Raw genomic sequence first — 17,139 nt, 5'->3', positions numbered from 1 at the left:
TGCCTCCGCATAGTCATGCGGCGTGTCCCTGAAGTCCCTGGTCGTCGCGCAGGGCCGCTCTTGCAAATTGCTCAATCGCGTCAAGCGTCGCCCCCGGCGCTTCACGATGCGGGGAATGGCCCGCTTCTGAAATGACTTTAAAATCGACCGGACAATAGCACTCTTCCTGCGCAATTTCGACCTGGCGCAATGTCCCATATTGGTCGCCTGCACCTTGCAGGACCATGACGGGAACGCGGATGTAGGCGAGATATTCCGAGATGTCCCAGTCGCGGAATTTTGGATCGAGCCAGGCCCCGTTCCAGCCATGGAAGGCGTTGTCGACGTCCTTGTGCCAGCGCGCGAGCTTTGGCTTCAGGTCGGTCGTCTCGTAAGCCGTCTTGATCGCGGCGATGGATTTCACCGAGATGTCCTCGACGATGAAATGCGGTGCGATCAGCACAAGGCCGCTCAGGCGATGATCCTGATGCGCGCCGGCATAGATCGTCGCGATCGAGGCACCATCGGAATGGCCGAGCAACAGGCCGCGCTTGAACTGAATCGCGTCGAGCAGCTTCGGCAGCACGTCCAGCGCCTCGCGCTGCATGTAATCGAGCGGCCGCGGCAGCGTGACCGGGCTCGACTGGCCGTAGCCCGCACGCGAATAGACGAAGATACCGGCGCCGGTCGCCTGCAGGAGTTTTTCCGGGAAGTCGCCCCAGAGGCCGACCGAGCCGAGGCCTTCATGCAGCATGACGATGGTGGGAGCGTCGGCGGCCAGCGGCGCGAGCCATTTGTATTCGAGGCTGGCGCCATCGATGCTGAGGAAGCCGGTGGGGGTGAGGTTGGTCATGGTCGAAGTCCCATTCCTAGCCAAGGCCGAGATGCCCACCCTCCCCTGGAGGGGGAGGGTCGATTCACAGCGAGCGTAGCGAGATGTGAAGCGGGGTGGGGTGACAGTCTCTCCGCAGATGCAGTGCCCGCGTGGAGAGATCACCCCACCCCGTCACGCATCTCGCTGCGCTCGATCGCGTGCCGACCCTCCCCCTCCAGGGGAGGGTAAGCAAGTGCAGTTCGCACACTCAATTCGTCCCTTCCCGCAGCTTGAACCGCTGGATCTTCCCCGTTGCCGTTTTCGGCAGGGACTCCACCACGTCGATCCAGCGCGGATATTTCCACGGGCCGATCTTCTGCTTGACGTGCTCCTTCAGCGTCTCCTGCAGCTCCGTCGTCTTCGCACCGGGGCGCAGCACGACGAAGGCCTTCGGCTTCAAGAGTCCTTCCGGATCGGCCTCGGGCACGACGGCGGCTTCCAGCACTGCCGGATGCGTGATCAGCGCGCTCTCGACCTCGAAGGGCGAGACCCAGATGCCGGAGACCTTGAACATGTCGTCGGCGCGGCCGCAGAAGGTGTAGCGGCCCTCCGCGTCGCGGATGTATTTGTCACCGGTGCGGGTCCACGGTCCCTCGAAGGTGCGGCGGCTCTTGTGGCGCTGGTTCCAGTAGCCCTCGCCGGCCGAGGGCGCATCGACCAGGAGCTCGCCGACTTCGCCATCGGCAACGTCCTGGCCGGCCTCGTTGACGAGCCGCACCGCGTAGCCCGGCACCGGCTTGCCGGACGAGCCGTATTTGATGTCGCCGGGCGCGTTCGACAGGAAGATGTGCAACAGCTCGGTCGAGCCGACGCCGTCGAGGATGTCGACGCCGAACCGCGCCTTCCAGTTGTTGCCGACGGATTCCGGCAGCGCCTCGCCGGCGGAGGTGCAGATGCGCAAGACGCCGCCGCCGCGCTCGTTCTTCATGGTCTCGTCGTTGAGCATGGCCGCGAACAGCGTCGGCACGCCGTAGAAGATCGAGGGGTTGTAGCGGTTCATCAGGTCGAACATGCGCGCCGGCGTCGGCCGCTCGCTGTTGAGGATCACGCTGGCGCCGACCGACATCGGAAAGGTCAGCGCGTTGCCGAGGCCATAGGCGAAGAACAGCTTTGCGGCGGACAGGCACACGTCGCTCTCGCGGATGCCGAGCACCTGCTTGGCGTAGGTGTCTGCGGTGGCCTGCAAGTTCGAATGCAGATGGCGCACGCCCTTGGGCATGCCGGTCGAGCCCGACGAGTAGAGCCAGAACGCGGGCTCATCGGGGTGCGTCGCGGCGGTGGTGAACTGGTCGCTTTCGCCTGCGATCTCTTCAGCTAGTTGCTTGTGACCGTTCTGCTTGGCGCCGGAGACCACGACATGCTCGAGATCGGGCATGCGGCCGACGACGTCCTTGATGACGGGATACAGCGCCTCCGACACGAACAGCACCCGCGCGCGGCAGTCGGCGAGGATGTAGGCGTACTGATCCGCCGTCAGCAGCGTGTTGAGCGGCACAGGCACGATGCCGGCGCGGATCGCCCCCAGGAACACGATCGGGAAGTCGACCGTATCCAGCATGATCATCGCCACGCGCTCCTCGCGGCGGACGCCGAGCCGGCGCAGCATGTTGGCGGCGCGCCGGGTCTGTTGCTGGAGCTCGCCATAGCTGAGCCGCGAAACGGTGTCGTCGAAGACGAGCTTGTTGCCACGCCCCTCCTCGACGTTACGGTCGAGCAGCCAGGTCACCGCGTTATAGGATCCCTCGCTCACGGACATCTCTCCCGAATTTAGAATTATAATTCATAGAAAGACACTCCGGCGGCTTGCTGTCAATGCCAGCAGGCACTATGTTTCATTAAAACGCGCCGCAGGACACCTGCAAAGAAGGCTCATGACCGACAGTCCCGACGCCGAATCCCGCTTCCTCGAACAGCTCGGCCAGCGTGTGCGCACCATGCGCGCGCTGCGCGGCATGTCGCGAAAAGTGCTCGCCAAGGTATCGGGGATTTCGGAGCGCTATATCGCGCAGCTCGAGAGCGGCAAGGGCAACGTCTCCATCGTGCTGCTGCGCCGCGTCTCCGGCGCGATGGGCGCCCATCTCGAAGACCTGCTTCCCTCAACCGACCCGACGCCGGACTGGCAGATGTTTCGCGACCTCTTGCGCAAGGCGACGCCGGCGCAGATCGCGCAGGCAAAGGATCTGCTCACTGGCGGCAGCGCGTCCGCGCCGCGACGCGCGCCGTTCTGCGGCATCGCGCTGATCGGCCTGCGCGGCGCCGGCAAATCAACACTCGGCAGGATGCTTGCGAAGAAGATCGGCTGGAGCTTTGTCGAGCTCAATAAGGAGGTCGAGCAGCAGAACGGGCTCTCGGTCGCCGAGATCATCGCGCTCTACGGCCAGGAAGGCTTTCGCCGCATGGAGCAGGCGGCGCTGCAGCAACTGCTCGCGCGCAACGAGCTGATGGTGCTGGCGACCGGCGGCGGTATCGTCTCCGAGCCGCTGACCTTTGACCAGATTCTGTCGTCGTTCTACACGATCTGGCTGAAGGCCGAGCCCGAGGAGCACATGGCCCGCGTGCGCCGCCAGGGCGACCTGCGCCCGATGGCGGATGATCGCTCGGCGATGACGGAGCTGCGCAACATCCTGCTCAGCCGCGAGCCGCTGTATTCGCGCGCAACCGCAGTGGTGGATACGGCAGGACTGTCGGTCGATGCCGCGGCGGCGCGCCTGATCGATGCGGTGCGGCCGGTGCTGCAGAACGAAGCCCGCAGCTTCGGGCTGCGCAGTGTGGCGCTGTAGGGCAATCTCTCGCGGCACATACCGCTGTCGTCCCGGCGAACGCCGGGACCCATACCGTGTAATCCATCGATTGTGCGCGCTGCCAATCCCGAACGACCAGTCTTCGCCAAACTACCTTTGGTGGTTATGGGTCCCGGCCCCCGTGCGCAATTGCGCAACTAGGCCGGGACGACAGTGGAGTTTGTAGGCGCGCCGCGATGCCACTATATCAACGCCCAATAGCAAGCCCTGGGATCCATGATGACCGATAGCGACGTCGCAATCTCCATGTTCGAGCGGATCGGTGGCAGCGCCACGATCGATCGTCTCGTCGACCGCTTCTACGACCGCATGGACACGCTGCCGGAAGCGAAAATCATCCGCGCCATGCATGCGGCCGACCTCGGCCTGATCCGGGACGTGCTGAAGCGCTATCTCACCGAATGGACCGGCGGCCCGCGGCTCTTTACCCCCGAGAAGGGACATCCGCGGCTGCGACAGCGCCATATCGGCTTTGCCATCGGGGACGCCGAGCGCGATGCGTGGATGCTCTGCATGCGTGGCGCGATTGAGGAGACGGTGACAGACAGCGCCGCGCGGAAGGATCTCGATAGCGCGATATCAGGCCTCGCCGACTGGATGCGCAACCGGACGTGAGGCTGCTCACCGTGGCGTAGCCCGGATGAGCGAAGCGACATCCGGGGTCTTGGCTTCCCGGGTATCGCTTCGCTCACCCGGGCTACAATATTCCCGACGCGGCTAGATCGACCAGTAATTCGGATGCTGGTAGGGCCGCGAGCGGTCGCCCCAATCGAACTCCTCGCCATCGAACTCGCAGGGGCCGCTGCTCAATTGCTCCGACGTCAGCTCGACCTGGAAGGCCTGGCGGGCCGGATCATATTTCAGCGCGCTCCACTGCACCGGATAATGGTGATGAGTGCCGAGCAGGCCGCCGGTCTTGATCACGGCGTAGGCGACCGTTCCGCTCACCTTGTCGAGCATCAACCGCTCGATCGTGCCGAGCTTCGTGCCGTCACAACCATAGACGGTGACGTGCTGCACGCGATCACTGGGAACCATGGTGTGTTGCATGGCGTGCTCCCTAGTCTTGTGTGGAGCGCATTATAGTCCCGTAGCCCGGATGAGCGAAGCGACATCCGGGGTCTCGCGACCGCTTCCCGGGTATCGCGGAGCCTGTCATCGGGCGGCGCTTCGCGCCGACCCGTTGGCTCACCCGGGCTACGGGGCTACAGCAGCTGCGATCGCACCGCTTCCGCCCCCTCACGCAGCAGCGGCAGGAAGCGGTCGATCAGTTCCTGCGCCGGCACGCGGTCGACATGGGCGCCCATGTTGATGGCGGCGACGATCACGCCATCGTAGCGGCGGACGGGGACCGAGATCGAGCGGAAATGCGGCTCAGCCTCGCGGTCGACCAGCGCATAGCCCAGCGCACGGTCGGCGGTGATGCGCGCGAGCAGCGCCTTCGGGTCTATCACCGTCTGCGGCGTCAGCGCCTCCCGCTTCATCGCCGTCAGGCGCGCGGTGAGATCGGCATCGTCGAGCCGGCCGAGCATGGCGCGGCCGACCGAGGTGCAGAAGGCCGGCAGGCGGTAGCCGATTTCGAGCCCACCCGAAAACATGCGCGCCGGGCTGCTGCGCGCAACGAACACGACGTCGTCGCCGTCGAGCAGCGCGAGCGAGGAGATTTCGTTCGCCGCAGTCGCGACGCGATCGAGCACCGGTTGCAGCACCGTGACGAGCTGGCTGGACCGCAGGTACGACGCCGCCAGAGTCAGCACATGCGGCGTCAGCGAGAACAGTTTTCCGTCGCCACTGACGAAACCACCACGCTGGAGCGTGAACAGCATGCGCCGCGCCGTCGCGCGCGGAAGATCGGCAGCGCGGGCAAGATCGCTCAGCGTCATCGGGCCTGCGGTCGTGCCGAAGCATTGAAGCAGGCGCAGGCCGCGGTCGAGGGCCTCGACGAAATCCGTCGCCCGCTTGTCAGTCTCGCTCCGCTTCAGCTTGGGCATGGTCTCAGGGACAATCCTGCAAAATAGTGCTTGCTGCCGCTCCAAGGCATGTCATAATTCGCCCATTCGTTCAATAGGCGAACAAACGCCACTCCACAAAGGATGCACTCGTCATGATGAGCCAGGAGCAGAACGACCTGATCACCCGCACCGGGCCGAAGGACCCCTGCGGCAAGCTGATGCGGAGCTACTGGCAGCCGGCGGCGCTGGTCGACGAGCTGGAGGGCGCGCGGCCGATCCGTCCCGTCAAACTGCTCGGCGAGAATCTGGTGCTGTTCCGCGACGAGACTGGACGCTACGGCCTGATCGACCGCCACTGCGCACATCGCGGCGCCGACCTCGCCTTCGGACGGCTCGAGCATGGCGGCCTGCGCTGTGCCTTCCACGGCTGGCTGTTCGACGCCACCGGCCAGTGCATCGAGACGCCGGCCGAGCCGAAGGACTCAAAGCTCTGCCAAAACATCCGCCAGCGCTCCTATCCCGTGGTGGAGAAGAGCGGCATCCTCTGGGCCTATCTCGGCGAGGGTGAGCCGCCCGCATTCCCGGAGATCGACTGTTTTGTTGCGCCCGGCACGCACACGTTCGCGTTCAAGGGCCACATGGCTTGCAACTGGCTGCAGGCGCTCGAAGTCGGCATCGATCCCGCCCACGCCTCTTATCTGCATCGCTTCTTTGAGGACGAGGACACCTCGACCGCCTATGGCAAGCAGTTCCGCGGCGCCTCGGCCGGCTCCGACCTGCCGATGACGAAGATCCTGCGCGAATACGACCGGCCGATCATCAATGTCGAGCACACCGAATATGGCCTGCGGCTGATCGCGCTGCGCGAGATCGACGAGGAGCGCACCCATGTGCGCGTCACCAACCAGCTCTTTCCGCACGGCTTCGTCATCCCCATGAGCACGGAGATGACGATCACGCAGTGGCACGTGCCTGTCGATGACGAGAACTGCTACTGGTACGCGATCTTCACCAGCTACACCAACCCGGTCGACAAGCAGAAGATGCGCGACCAGCGGCTCGAGCTCTATGAGCTGCCCGACTACGTCTCGCGCAAGAACCGCAGCAACGATTACGGTTTCGATCCGCACGAGCAGCAGACCGCGACCTATACCGGTATGGGCACCGACATCAACGTCCACGACCAGTGGGCGGTGGAATCGATGGGCGCGATCCAGGACCGCACCAAGGAGCATCTCGGACAATCCGACAAGGCGATCGTTCAGTACCGCCGCCTGCTGCGGCAGGAGATCGAGAAGGTCCAGGGCGGCGAGAAGCCGATGCTGTTCCTGGACGAGGCCAATGCGCGCAGCATCCAGGGGCCGGCCACCATGGACGGCATCGGGCCGACGCGGGGCTGGGAAACCTACTGGATGGAGGTCGACGTCAAGCGCCGCCGCGGCGCGCCGTGGACCGCGCCGGTGCCGAAGGAGATCGCGGACAACGTGCACCGGCTGACGGCAGCGGAGTAAGAGTGACGGCCTATCCTCGTCATTGCGAGCGCAGCGAAGCAATCCAGACTGCCTCTCCGGAGGGACTCTGGATTGCTTCGTCGCAAGAGCTCCTCGCAATGACGGAGAATGTGGCGCATGCTTCGCGCCTCACGACTGAAGGAGTAGCAAAGTGACTTTCGTCGCGCGCCATGCGCTGTGGTCGGATGAGCAGAAGGACGCCGCGGTGCGCATGCGCCGCATCGTCGAAGACAGGAACCTCGAGGTCATCCGCCTCGCCTTCCCCGATCAGCACGGCATTTTGCGCGGCAAGACCATCATCGCGTCGGAAGCGATCGCCTCGCTGGAGAGCGGCTGCTCCATCACCACCACCATGCTCGCCAAGGACACCTCGCACCGCACGGTGTTTCCGGTGTTCACGTCGGGCGGCGGCTTCGGCATGAAGGAGATGGAGGGCGCGGCCGACGTGCTGATGGTCGCCGATCCCACCACCTTCCGCGTGCTGCCGTGGGCGCCGGCGACGGGCTGGGTGCTGTGCGACCTCTACTTCAATGACGGACGTCCCGTGCCGTTCGCGACGCGCGGGCTCTACAAGCGCGTGCTCGATGATCTCGGCGCGCGCGGCTACGATTTCGTCGCGGGGCTCGAGGTCGAATTCCACATCTTCAGGCTCGACGACCCGCATATGCGCGTGGAGGACGCCGGCCAGCCCGGCACACCGCCGTCGGTGAGCCTGCTCAGCCACGGCTATCAATATCTCACCGAGCAGCGCTTCGATCAGATGGAGCCGGTGCTGGAGATTCTTCGACGCGATGTCGTCGCGCTGGGGTTGCCGCTACGCTCGGTCGAGGTCGAGTTCGGGCCGAGCCAGTGCGAATTCACCTTCGCGCCGAGAAAAGGCCTGGAGCCCGCCGACAACATGGTGCTGTTCCGCAGCGCCGTGAAGCAGATTGCCCGCCGCCACGGCTATCACGCTACGTTCATGTGCCGGCCGAAACTGCCGAACGTATTCGCAAGCGGCTGGCATCTGCACCAGTCGATCGTCTCGCGCGCGACGGCTGAGAACCAGTTCATGGCGAATGACGGCAGCGAGCCCCTCAGCGCCTTCGGCAAGTCCTACCTCGCGGGCCTGCTCGACCACGCCCGCGCGTCCACCGTGTTCACCACGCCGACCATCAACGGCTACAAGCGCTACCGCTCCTATTCGCTGGCGCCGGACCGCGCGATCTGGGGCCGCGACAATCGCGGCGTGATGATCCGCGTGCTCGGCGGCGCCAACGATGCCGCTACGCGCGTGGAGAACCGGATCGGCGAGCCCGCCGCCAATCCCTACCTCTACATGGCCTCGCAGATTCTCTCAGGCCTCGACGGCGTCGACCGCAAGCTCGATCCCGGCCCCTCGGCCGACACGCCCTACGAGACCAAGGCGCCGTTGCTGCCGAAGAGCTTGCGCGATGCTGTCGCCGCACTGAAGGACGACCCGTTCTTCCGCGAAAAGTTCGGTGCGGAGTTCGTCGACTACTACACCCACATCAAGAACGCCGAGATCGACCGCTTCCTGGCCGAGGTCACCGACTGGGAGCATCGCGAATATTTCGAGATGTTCTGAGTCAGCAATCAGCTCCCGTCATTCTGCACGAGGCAGCGGCGTGAAGCTGGGTAGGCCTCCGGCCGCAAGGGCGAACGCATTGGCGGCCGGGCCGGTCGCCATGCGGGTCCCCGACTCACCATTCGGCTGGCGGAAGCCGGCCCGTGTCACGCCTGCGCGCAGCGCTGGATTGGCCTGATTCGTAGCGACGAGCCGGCCGGCACTTCGCGCGTAAACGCGTCGCAACCCGACTTCTCGCTGGTTGCCGCCGCGCACGATCAACTGCTCGTCCGTATCGGGACGATAGATGACGTCGCAGCCACCAACCAGCGTGACCGGCGCGCGGTACCCCAACGAATTGCCTTCGTTGTAGGTGAGGTCCGCAAGGTTGGTCGCGAGCAGCTCGATTCCATGCAGTCCGATGGACGAACCACGTGCAGCCTTGACCTCGACCGTTCGCACCTGCGGATTGCAGCGTGACCTTGCCTGCGGATATTCCTGAACGGCGGCGCGGGCATATGACAGGACTTCTCCGGTCTCATAGACGCGGTCGATGACGAGGCCTTGGACGTTTTCGGTCAGGAGCGCCTTGTTGACGAGGTGCGCGCCGGTCACCGGGGATGGATCGAACGCGAGCACCTTGGCGATCCGAGGACCGCCGGACCTGGTCGCAAGCGCGACGAACTGCGCGAGGCCTGCACCAAGCGAGTGCCCCGTCGAAACGATCTGCGGTTTCCTGGCAGCCCGCTTGTAGCAGTCCAGATTCTGGATCTGCTTCATGATCGTGTCCACGTTGCGCTGGAGCTGCTTATAATAGTCGTCGTAGGGCGAACCGAACCGGCTGAGATTGGAGTACCAGTCGCCTCCGGAAAGCCCGACGGTGCCGCGGAACGCAATGCTAACCTCGCTGCAGGAGCTGCGCGCAGCCGCACGCGTCCGAGCCCATACCTGGTATGTCGGGCCGCTGCCAAAATCCCAGCCGCGCCTAGCGTAAGCTGCCTTGCAGGCTTCGTCAGCCGGATCGAGGCAAGTGAGGTAAGATTCGCTGCCGAACTGATAGCGCCACGGCTTGAATATCTTCCGCGCGTATCCCCTGAGATCTTCCTGCGTGGCGGGAATCGCATTCTGGACCGCGTAATCGACTTCCTCGCCGAGGCCGGCATCACGCATCGTGTTCAGTGTGCCGACCGGCTTGTAGGCCGTGGACGACTGGATGGCATAAGGCAGGTAATAGTCCGCATATCTGTAGGCATAGGCTGCCAGAATGTCGGGATCGTTGGACTGAGCCGCGGCGGTCTGAACCGACGAAAGCCAGATGGCGGCACCCGCGCTGGCAAAAATGACCCGAAGTGCTGCGAAACGAAACCGCATGGCAACGTCTCCAAATATATAAACGACAATCTATGGCTGCATGAGACCATAGCCGCCCTTTTTTGGCAATATCGCGTGAAGACCGGCTAAGCGGGAGGTCGGTGAAGAGAATCAGCCTAGGGACCGGAGAGCCTGCCTCCTCGCACGCAGATCGGTGACCACCGCGACGACGGCATAGACAACGAATATCCCGATCGCGATCGGAGCGCCCTCGAGAATCCTCCAGCCCAGGCCGACCACTTGGTGCGCCGCGCCGCCGACATCGCCGCCATAGACGATGCAGTCACCCACGCCTCCCTCGTTGGGTGAGCATTTGGGATTGACGAGATGGCTGATCGAAAGCATCGGGCCGAAATAGGGGACGAATGCGCAGACGAGACTGACCGCAAACGCCAGCAGCAATCGGGACCATAACCGGGCCCACCCCAGCGTGATCAGCCAGCAGCAGGCCGCGAGCCACAACACGGCGAGGCCGTCGCCAAAGCGGGAGCCCACCACAAAACCGGCATCCAGCGAACGACGGATGATCTCCGCCGCAGAAGTGCCGATCGGGCAGCCAGCATCGCTGGCGGGCCGGCATCCCGACAGACCGGCGAAGAGAGAGGTGAGCAATATCACCAATTCCGGGAGGAAAGGCAGGACGACGAGCAGCAACAGGCCGGCTCTCCAGCGCAGACGATGAGAATTCCCGTCAGGTTGCGATGTCATGCTCGCGCGGTGACATTTTCCCAAATGATCTTCCGCGAAGACCCCCGGCCCTTACTACCTCTGATATGGGTTGATCGCAACGGACATCGTCTGGTTCGCTCAACACGGCTATCGCCCAGCGGCCCCGCCCCTCACAGCCCTGTGAGACGACTTCGTCCCGCCCGTTCCGACGACATGCCGCCCCGTCCGACGAAGCCATTTTCGTCGCCCGGCGAAAACCGCTGGAAAGACGACAGGGCTAGAGTCCAGTCGTGATCAACAACGGAGTTCGGTCATGTGGGGTCAATTGGTGAGCCTGATCTATCGCCTGTCCTGCCGGGCCACCCTGATCGAGATCGGCCTGCACCGCCTCGCGCGCTAGCCACAGGTAGCTCGCGAATTGGGTAAGACGGATTGACCAGATGATGGAGTTTGCCATGCGCAAGCTGATCCTGATCGCAGCGATGTCGCTGCTCGCAACAGAGGCCTATGCCGGCGGTTCGCGCAGCCTGAGCCTGGCAGCCAGCAATGCGAGCCAGCAGGCGGAGCAGCCGGCCACGACGGCACCTGTCCCGCCGCAGGCGACCCAGGGGGCAGCGCAGGCTCCGAATGTCCAGACGGCAACGACCGCGCCGGCGTCGACAGCCCCGGCGGCGGCTCCCGCTCCCACAACAGCGGCAACCCCGACCACCGCAGCGCCAGCTTCGCCAACGACCGCACCGGTGACGAGGAGCGCGACTGAAACGACCAAAGCCAAGCGCCGCCAGCCCTCCACCGAGGCCCGCGTGATCCGAGAGCTGCATCGGCATGGGATCTATTGGTGAGAGATCTCGTCTATCTCTTCCGTCATTGCGAGCGCAGCGAAGCAATCCAGAATCCCTCTGCGGAAAGACTCTGGATTGCTTCGCTGCGCTCGCAATGACGACGCTGCTGGAGTGGGGCTCAAATACCCAAATATTTGTGCTGCAGATCCGGCTCGGCCATCAGCTCGCTGGACGTGCCGCTCCACACCGTCTTGCCGCGCTCGATGATGTAGTGGCGGTCGCAGATGCGGGCGAGGTGGTCGACGTTCTTGTCGACGACCAGGATCGACTGCCCACGGCTCTTGAGCAGCGACAGGCAGTTCCAGATCTCTTCGCGGATCAGCGGCGCGAGGCCTTCGGTCGCTTCATCCAGGATCAGCAGCTTCGGATTGGTCATCAGCGCGCGGCCGATCGCGAGCATCTGCTGCTCGCCGCCGGAGAGCTGGTTGCCCATGTTGGCGGCGCGCTCGGCAAGCCGCGGGAACAAGGAGTAGATCGCGGCCAGCGTCCACGGATTGCGGCTGTCGAAACGGTCCGCGGCGGCGGCGACAAGATTTTCGCGGACGGTGAGGTTCGGGAAGATCTGGCGACCCTCGGGGACCAGGCCGACGCCGAGTTTGGCAATTCTGTAGGAGGGAAGCTGCCGCACCTCGGCGCCCGCGAAACGGATCGCGCCTGATCGCGCCGGGGTCAGACCCATGATGGAGCGGATGGTCGTGGTCTTGCCCATGCCGTTGCGGCCCATCAGCGACACCATCTCGCCCGAGCTGATCGACAGCGACAGGCCGAACAGCACCTGGGACAGGCCGTAGCAGGTCTCGATGCCGTCGACCTCGAGCAGCGTGTCAGCCATGATGCGTCACCACATGCTGGTCGCCGAGATAAGCGCGCTTGACCTCTTCATTGGCGCGGATCGCGGCCGGATCGCCGGAGGCGATGACGCGGCCATAGACCAAGACCGAGATGCGGTCGGCCAGCGCGAACACCGCAGGCATGTCGTGCTCGACCAGCACGATCGAGACCTCTTTGCGCAGCTCCTGAAGCAGCTTCACCATGCGCTGCGATTCGGTCACACCAAGCCCGGCCATGGGCTCGTCGAGCAGCAGCAGCTTCGGTTTGCTCGCGAGCGCGACCGCAAGCTCGAGCTCGCGCCGCTCGCCATGGCTGAGCCTGTTCACCACGACATCGGCGCGATGGCCGAGACCGACACGGTCGAGCGCGGCGTGCGCGGCATCGCGCAGACCCTTCTCCTTGCGCGCGTTGGCGAAGAAACGGAACGAGGTCCCGGCATGCGCCTGCGCGGCGAGCGCGACATTGTCCGCGGCGGTGAAGTCGAGCAGCAGCGAGGTGATCTGGAACGAGCGCGCGAGCCCCAGCGCGCAGCGGCGATAGGCCGGCAGATAGGTGATATCGCGCCCCGCCAGCGAGACGCTGCCGGAATGCGGCTCGAGGTGCCCGGTGAGCTGGCTGATCAGCGTGGTCTTGCCGGCGCCGTTCGGGCCGATGATGGCGTGCAGCTCTCCAGCCGCGACGTCGAGCGAGACGTTGTCGGTCGCAACGATGCCGCCGAAGCGGCGCACCAGCTTTTCGACGCGGAGCAAGGGTTCAGCCACGGCCAGCCCTCCCAAGCATGCCCATGATGCCGCCACGGCCGAACAGCACGATCAGCAGCAGCAGCGGCCCCATGATCAGCGCCCAATATTCGGTGATCTGCGACAGGAACTCCTCCAGCAGCAGGAACACCACCGCGCCCATGATCGGGCCGAACAGCGTGCCCATGCCGCCCAGGATCACCATCACCATGAGATCGCCGGAGCGCGTCCAGTACATCACGGCCGGGCTGACGAAGTCGGTATTGTTGGCGAGCAGCGCGCCGGCGAGGCCGCACATCGTGCCGGATATGACGAAGCAGACCAGCTGGTAGCGTTTTGCGGGAAAGCCGATCGCCTGCATACGCTGCTCGTTGGAGCGCAGCCCCTGCACGACGAGGCCGAAGCGCGAATTGACGATGCGCCAGATCAGGAAGATCACACCAAAGAGGCAGGCGAGGCAGAGATAATAGAACTGCGTGCGGTCCGACAGGTTGATCAGCCCGGAGAAATCGCTGCGCTTGTAGACGGTGAGGCCGTCATCGCCGCCATAGCGCGCCAGACCCGAGGCGACGTAGTAGGCCATCTGCGCGAAGGCCAGGGTGATCATGATGAAATAGACGCCGCGGGTGCGCAAGGAGAGCGCGCCGATCACGAGCGCATAGATCGCGGACGCCGCGAGCGCGACCGGGAACTGGATGAAGCCGGAACCTACCCCTTCCTGCGCCAGCATGCCGACGGCGTAGCCGCCGATGCCGAGATAGGCGGCGTGGCCAAAGCTCATCATGCCGCCAAAACCCATGATGAGGTTGAGGCTCGCCGCCGCCAGCGCCAGGATGACGATGCGGGTGAACAGTGTCATGATGAAGATGTTGCCGGACAGCGACGAATAGAGCGGCAGCAGCACGAGGCCCGCCAGCATCAGGGCCGTGACGGCCTTGCTCACGCTCAGACTCTTCATCGACGGTTGGCCGGAAACAGCCCCTCCGGCCGCACCACCAGCACGATCGCCATCAGGAGATAGATCAGCATGGAGGACAGCGCGGGCGCGGCGGTGGAGGCCGCGGCGCCGCTCAACACCTGCCGCAGCAGATTCGGCAGGAAGGCGCGGCCGAGCGTGTCGATCATGCCGACGAAGATCGCGGCCAGGAACGCGCCGCGGATCGAGCCGATGCCGCCGATCACGATGATGACGAAGGCGAGAATCAAAATGTTCTCACCCATGCCGATCTGCACGGTGAGAATCGGCGCCTGCATCAGGCCAGCCAGCCCGGCGAGGGCGGCCCCCAAGCCGAACACCAGCGTGTAGAGCAGCTTGATGTTGATGCCGAGCGCGCCGATCATCTCGCGGTTGGAGGCGCCGGCGCGGATCAGCATGCCGATGCGGGTGCGCATCACGCCGAGATAGAGCAAGAGCGCGACCAGCAGCGCCACCGCGATGATCGCGAGCCGATAGGCGGGATAGTGAATGCCGGGCAGGATCGGCACCGGCACGGTGAGCCAGGCCGGCAGCGGCAGCGCAAGGCCGGCCGGCCCCCAGATCAGCCGCACGGCTTCATTGAAGAACAGGATCAGGCCGAAGGTCGCCAGGACGTGGTCGAGATGGTCTCGCCCGTAGAGATGCCGCAGCGCCGTCACCTCGAGCACGATGCCGAGCACCAGCGTAGCCCCGAGTGCCATCAGCGCACCCAGCAGGAAGCTGCCGGTCCAGGCCGCGAAGGTCGCGGCGAAATAGGCGCCCATCATGTAGAGCGAGCCGTGCGCGAGGTTGACGAGATCCATGATCCCGAACACCAGCGTCAGGCCGGCGGCGAGCAGGAACAGCAGCAGGCCGAACTGCAATCCGTTCAAAAACTGTTCGACGACGAGCAGCATCAAAACTCTTTCAGGCGCATACGGACGCGCGCCGATGTTCGAACACAGTCGCCATCAGTGAAAGAGCTCCCCCTGCCTCATCAAGGCGGAAAAATGGGTAATGGCAGTATCGTTCCGAGGCAAGAGCGATTCGACACCAAACATGCACTTTGTTGCATCCCGGCACATGAGACCGAGGCGCGCCTCGCAATGCAAAAAGGCTGCCGCGCAGGATGGGGCAAGCTGCCGCACCCAATGACATCACCCTCCCCCCGACCGGGGAGAGGGTGCGAACGTCGTTGAATGAAGCAAGGATGCGTCTAGTGCGACGTCATTTGCTGAGGAAAATCCTCCGGCTCGGCGAGCACGCTGTTGACGGTCGAAGCCTCCAGCGCCGCCATCCGGAACAGATAGGCGAGCGTCGTCAATCCGGAGTCTTCCGCCATCTGCGCCAGCTCGAGCGCCATGTCGGACATGTAGCCGAGGTTCTCGTCCTGGGTTTGCGCCATGATCTGGCTGTCCCGCATCATGTTCGACATCTCAGGCGCTCTTTCGTTGCGCGGCAGCAAGACCGCAGAGGTTGGCACGGGCGACGGCGTCCAGAAGCGGGCCGTCCTGCTGCACGACCGAAGCCATGCCGATGCGATCATGCAGGGCATCGAGCGTCTGCCGACGAATGTCGATGGTGGCCGCCATGGTCCACGCGTTCTCCACCAGGGCCGGCAGGCCGAGCGGCGTCACGACGAAGCCGGCTTCGTGGAAGCGCGGCAACCACCAGGTTTCCATGATCGCGCTGACCTGCGCGATTCCCTGATTGAGGCAGAACTCCTGCACCGCCGCCATCAGTTGCAGGTTGAGCGCGCCGTCGCGGCGGTCGCGGACGACGAAGTAGCGTGACCACTCCCAGATCAAGGGATCTGCGGGACAACCGCGCACCGCGGCCAAATGCGGGAAGACCTCGCTCATCATCGAAGGCTTGGTCGTCGGGTAGAGCCGGTGGCCGCCGACGACGCGCCGGCCCTCCAGCGCAAGCAGATAGACGGTATCCTCGTCGTCATAGGAATCGATCTCGCGGCCATCGGGCCGGCGCAGTGTCTCCCAGCGCCGCTCCTCGACGAAGATGTCGTGGCGCAGCCTGAAATGTTGTTCGAGCACGTCCTCGTAAAGGTGGCGATTGACTGCGGAAATTGCGTGAATCATGAAAACCCCCATTCAGCCTCAATGGGGGAAAGAATCTGCCAAAAGACGCAGGTTCGATATTGGGAAATTTCCCAGTACGTCGCTTACGGATTGATGATTTTGCCGCGAATCGCCAGCGCCACTGCATGCGTGCGGTTGACCGCGCCGAGCTTGCGCGCGGCGGTTGCAAGATGCTCCTCGGCCGTGCGCTGCGTGATGTGCAGGATCTCGCCGATCTCCCAGGCCGACTTGCCCTGCGAGGCCCACGAGATCACCTCGCGCTCGCGCGGGGTGAGCCGCGTCGAGGGAAATGGCGCCGGCTCGAGCAGACGGCGGATGTGGTCGAAGCCATACATCGCCATCAGGTGCAGCGCCGGCTTGCTGCGGGGATTGAGGTCGAGATGAACGCCGCCGAGCGACACCGCGGCTTCATAGCCGGTGAGCCCGTGGATCGGCACGATGAAGCCGCGCGACATGCGAAAATCGCCGGCGCGGTTCATCACCTCGGCCGCGTCAGGCTCGAGTTCGGCATCATAGGGGGCTTCCGACCACTCGAACGGGTTGACCGATTGCCGGCACAGCCGCACCACCGGGTCGACGCGATCGTAATTTTTCTGGGTGTACAGGCTGAACCAGCCCGCGGGCCAGCGCTTGGCGAGCACCATCTGCGCAAAGCGCTGATCGGGATTCGGCAGCCCCGTCACGATGATGGTTTCGAAGCCGAAGCGACCGAAGGCGACTTCAAGCGCATTCATGGCGTCCGGGACCTTGCGATAAGCCCCAAGACCTTCAATGAAGTCGAGCGCCTCCCGGCCATAGTCTACGGCGGACATCGGTGCATTCCCTGACCCACACCGTCCGGTATAGCACGTATTCGAGGGCTGCCTCAATTCGCTGGTCCCGTAGTTTACCGGTAGCGACCTGCTCCAAGGCTTTAATCTACTTGTGGAAGAAGTGGCGTCAAGTTACACC

The 17,139-nt window shown here is 64.3% G+C and carries 18 protein-coding genes; 5 read left to right on the top strand and 13 right to left on the bottom strand.

Annotated elements, in window-relative coordinates:
* Positions 1-13: 13 nt before the first annotated feature.
* On the bottom strand, positions 14-832 hold the full coding sequence (locus IQ16_RS28040; RefSeq protein WP_018644504.1) for an alpha/beta fold hydrolase: 819 nt from the start codon (positions 830-832) through the stop codon (positions 14-16).
* Positions 833-1,061: 229 nt separating this feature from the next.
* On the bottom strand, positions 1,062-2,603 hold the full coding sequence (locus IQ16_RS28035; protein ID WP_026312225.1) for a benzoate-CoA ligase family protein: 1,542 nt from the start codon (positions 2,601-2,603) through the stop codon (positions 1,062-1,064).
* Between the two features lie 106 nt (positions 2,604-2,709).
* Here IQ16_RS28035 and IQ16_RS28030 point away from each other — a divergent pair, with 106 nt between their 5' ends.
* Together IQ16_RS28030 and IQ16_RS28025 are read left to right on the top strand one after the other, a co-directional pair.
* Positions 2,710-3,633 (top strand): helix-turn-helix transcriptional regulator, encoded by a 924-nt coding sequence (locus IQ16_RS28030; protein WP_283812194.1) that lies wholly within the window; start codon positions 2,710-2,712, stop codon positions 3,631-3,633.
* Positions 3,634-3,873: 240 nt separating this feature from the next.
* Positions 3,874-4,269, top strand: coding sequence for a group II truncated hemoglobin (locus tag IQ16_RS28025; RefSeq protein WP_026312224.1), 396 nt, complete (start codon positions 3,874-3,876; stop codon positions 4,267-4,269).
* A gap of 102 nt (positions 4,270-4,371) precedes the next feature.
* Here IQ16_RS28025 and IQ16_RS28020 read toward each other — a convergent pair whose 3' ends face one another.
* Positions 4,372-4,704 carry a PRC-barrel domain-containing protein gene (locus IQ16_RS28020; RefSeq protein ID WP_018644500.1) on the bottom strand — a complete coding sequence of 111 codons (333 nt, stop codon included), beginning with the start codon at positions 4,702-4,704 and terminating at the stop codon, positions 4,372-4,374.
* A 155-nt stretch (positions 4,705-4,859) separates the two neighbouring features.
* Positions 4,860-5,645: an IclR family transcriptional regulator domain-containing protein gene (locus tag IQ16_RS28015; RefSeq protein WP_018644499.1), complete on the bottom strand. Its 786-nt coding sequence runs from the start codon at positions 5,643-5,645 to the stop codon at positions 4,860-4,862.
* 113 nt (positions 5,646-5,758) lie between these two features.
* On the opposite strand from IQ16_RS28015, the gene IQ16_RS28010 reads away from it, so the two are divergent.
* On the top strand, positions 5,759-7,117 hold the full coding sequence (locus IQ16_RS28010; protein ID WP_018644498.1) for an aromatic ring-hydroxylating dioxygenase subunit alpha: 1,359 nt from the start codon (positions 5,759-5,761) through the stop codon (positions 7,115-7,117).
* A 151-nt stretch (positions 7,118-7,268) separates the two neighbouring features.
* Entirely contained in the window at positions 7,269-8,705 is a 1,437-nt protein-coding gene (locus tag IQ16_RS28005; protein ID WP_145831866.1) for a glutamine synthetase family protein, read from the top strand.
* Positions 8,706-8,723: 18 nt separating this feature from the next.
* Here the strand turns inward: IQ16_RS28005 and IQ16_RS28000 are convergent, their stop codons facing one another.
* Together IQ16_RS28000 and IQ16_RS27995 are read right to left on the bottom strand one after the other, a co-directional pair.
* Complete coding sequence (locus IQ16_RS28000; RefSeq protein ID WP_018644497.1) at positions 8,724-10,055, bottom strand: lipase family protein; 1,332 nt, start codon at positions 10,053-10,055, stop codon at positions 8,724-8,726.
* Between the two features lie 111 nt (positions 10,056-10,166).
* On the bottom strand, positions 10,167-10,709 hold the full coding sequence (locus IQ16_RS27995; RefSeq protein WP_145831865.1) for a hypothetical protein: 543 nt from the start codon (positions 10,707-10,709) through the stop codon (positions 10,167-10,169).
* Between the two features lie 455 nt (positions 10,710-11,164).
* Here IQ16_RS27995 and IQ16_RS27990 point away from each other — a divergent pair, with 455 nt between their 5' ends.
* On the top strand, positions 11,165-11,566 hold the full coding sequence (locus IQ16_RS27990) for a hypothetical protein (protein ID WP_018644495.1): 402 nt from the start codon (positions 11,165-11,167) through the stop codon (positions 11,564-11,566).
* A 118-nt stretch (positions 11,567-11,684) separates the two neighbouring features.
* Here IQ16_RS27990 and IQ16_RS27985 read toward each other — a convergent pair whose 3' ends face one another.
* The 7 genes from IQ16_RS27985 to IQ16_RS27955 all read right to left on the bottom strand — a co-directional run bounded on the left by IQ16_RS27985 (position 11,685) and on the right by IQ16_RS27955 (position 17,000).
* Complete coding sequence (locus tag IQ16_RS27985) at positions 11,685-12,398, bottom strand: ABC transporter ATP-binding protein (protein WP_018644494.1); 714 nt, start codon at positions 12,396-12,398, stop codon at positions 11,685-11,687.
* Entirely contained in the window at positions 12,391-13,158 is a 768-nt protein-coding gene (locus tag IQ16_RS27980) for an ABC transporter ATP-binding protein (protein WP_026312222.1), read from the bottom strand. Before IQ16_RS27980 ends, IQ16_RS27985 begins: the two co-directional genes overlap by 8 nt.
* Complete coding sequence (locus IQ16_RS27975; protein ID WP_018644492.1) at positions 13,151-14,095, bottom strand: branched-chain amino acid ABC transporter permease; 945 nt, start codon at positions 14,093-14,095, stop codon at positions 13,151-13,153. The genes IQ16_RS27980 and IQ16_RS27975 overlap by 8 nt, the downstream gene beginning before the upstream one ends.
* Positions 14,092-15,009, bottom strand: a complete 918-nt coding sequence (locus IQ16_RS27970) for a branched-chain amino acid ABC transporter permease (RefSeq protein WP_018644491.1) — start codon at positions 15,007-15,009, stop codon at positions 14,092-14,094. The genes IQ16_RS27975 and IQ16_RS27970 overlap by 4 nt, the downstream gene beginning before the upstream one ends.
* A 299-nt stretch (positions 15,010-15,308) precedes the next feature.
* The gene (locus IQ16_RS27965; RefSeq protein WP_018644490.1) at positions 15,309-15,527 is read right to left on the bottom strand and encodes a hypothetical protein; all 219 of its coding nucleotides are present in this window, start codon (positions 15,525-15,527) and stop codon (positions 15,309-15,311) included.
* A gap of 1 nt (position 15,528) precedes the next feature.
* Entirely contained in the window at positions 15,529-16,188 is a 660-nt protein-coding gene (locus IQ16_RS27960; RefSeq protein ID WP_026312221.1) for an acyl-homoserine-lactone synthase, read from the bottom strand.
* An 83-nt stretch (positions 16,189-16,271) separates the two neighbouring features.
* Positions 16,272-17,000: a LuxR family transcriptional regulator gene (locus IQ16_RS27955; protein WP_018644488.1), complete on the bottom strand. Its 729-nt coding sequence runs from the start codon at positions 16,998-17,000 to the stop codon at positions 16,272-16,274.
* Positions 17,001-17,139 lie beyond the last annotated feature (139 nt).

The organism is Bradyrhizobium huanghuaihaiense (assembly GCF_007830635.1).
Taxonomy (GTDB): domain Bacteria; phylum Pseudomonadota; class Alphaproteobacteria; order Rhizobiales; family Xanthobacteraceae; genus Bradyrhizobium; species Bradyrhizobium huanghuaihaiense.
Note: the sequence above shows the minus strand (reverse complement) of the source record. Positions and strands in the feature narration are given on the sequence as shown.

Excerpts from the sequence above, each read along its gene's own strand:
- IQ16_RS28040 (WP_018644504.1), bottom strand. The coding sequence starts at position 832 with ATGACCAACCTCACCCCCACCGGCTTCCTCAGCATCGATGGCGCCAGC.
- IQ16_RS28025 (WP_026312224.1), top strand. The coding sequence starts at position 3,874 with ATGACCGATAGCGACGTCGCAATCTCCATGTTCGAGCGGATCGGTGGC.
- IQ16_RS28020 (WP_018644500.1), bottom strand. The coding sequence starts at position 4,704 with ATGCAACACACCATGGTTCCCAGTGATCGCGTGCAGCACGTCACCGTC.
- IQ16_RS28015 (WP_018644499.1), bottom strand. The coding sequence starts at position 5,645 with ATGCCCAAGCTGAAGCGGAGCGAGACTGACAAGCGGGCGACGGATTTC.
- IQ16_RS28010 (WP_018644498.1), top strand. The coding sequence starts at position 5,759 with ATGATGAGCCAGGAGCAGAACGACCTGATCACCCGCACCGGGCCGAAG.
- IQ16_RS28000 (WP_018644497.1), bottom strand. The coding sequence starts at position 10,055 with ATGCGGTTTCGTTTCGCAGCACTTCGGGTCATTTTTGCCAGCGCGGGT.
- IQ16_RS27990 (WP_018644495.1), top strand. The coding sequence starts at position 11,165 with ATGATGGAGTTTGCCATGCGCAAGCTGATCCTGATCGCAGCGATGTCG.
- IQ16_RS27985 (WP_018644494.1), bottom strand. The coding sequence starts at position 12,398 with ATGGCTGACACGCTGCTCGAGGTCGACGGCATCGAGACCTGCTACGGC.
- IQ16_RS27975 (WP_018644492.1), bottom strand. The coding sequence starts at position 14,095 with ATGAAGAGTCTGAGCGTGAGCAAGGCCGTCACGGCCCTGATGCTGGCG.
- IQ16_RS27970 (WP_018644491.1), bottom strand. The coding sequence starts at position 15,009 with ATGCTGCTCGTCGTCGAACAGTTTTTGAACGGATTGCAGTTCGGCCTG.
- IQ16_RS27965 (WP_018644490.1), bottom strand. The coding sequence starts at position 15,527 with ATGTCGAACATGATGCGGGACAGCCAGATCATGGCGCAAACCCAGGAC.
- IQ16_RS27960 (WP_026312221.1), bottom strand. The coding sequence starts at position 16,188 with ATGATTCACGCAATTTCCGCAGTCAATCGCCACCTTTACGAGGACGTG.
- IQ16_RS27955 (WP_018644488.1), bottom strand. The coding sequence starts at position 17,000 with ATGTCCGCCGTAGACTATGGCCGGGAGGCGCTCGACTTCATTGAAGGT.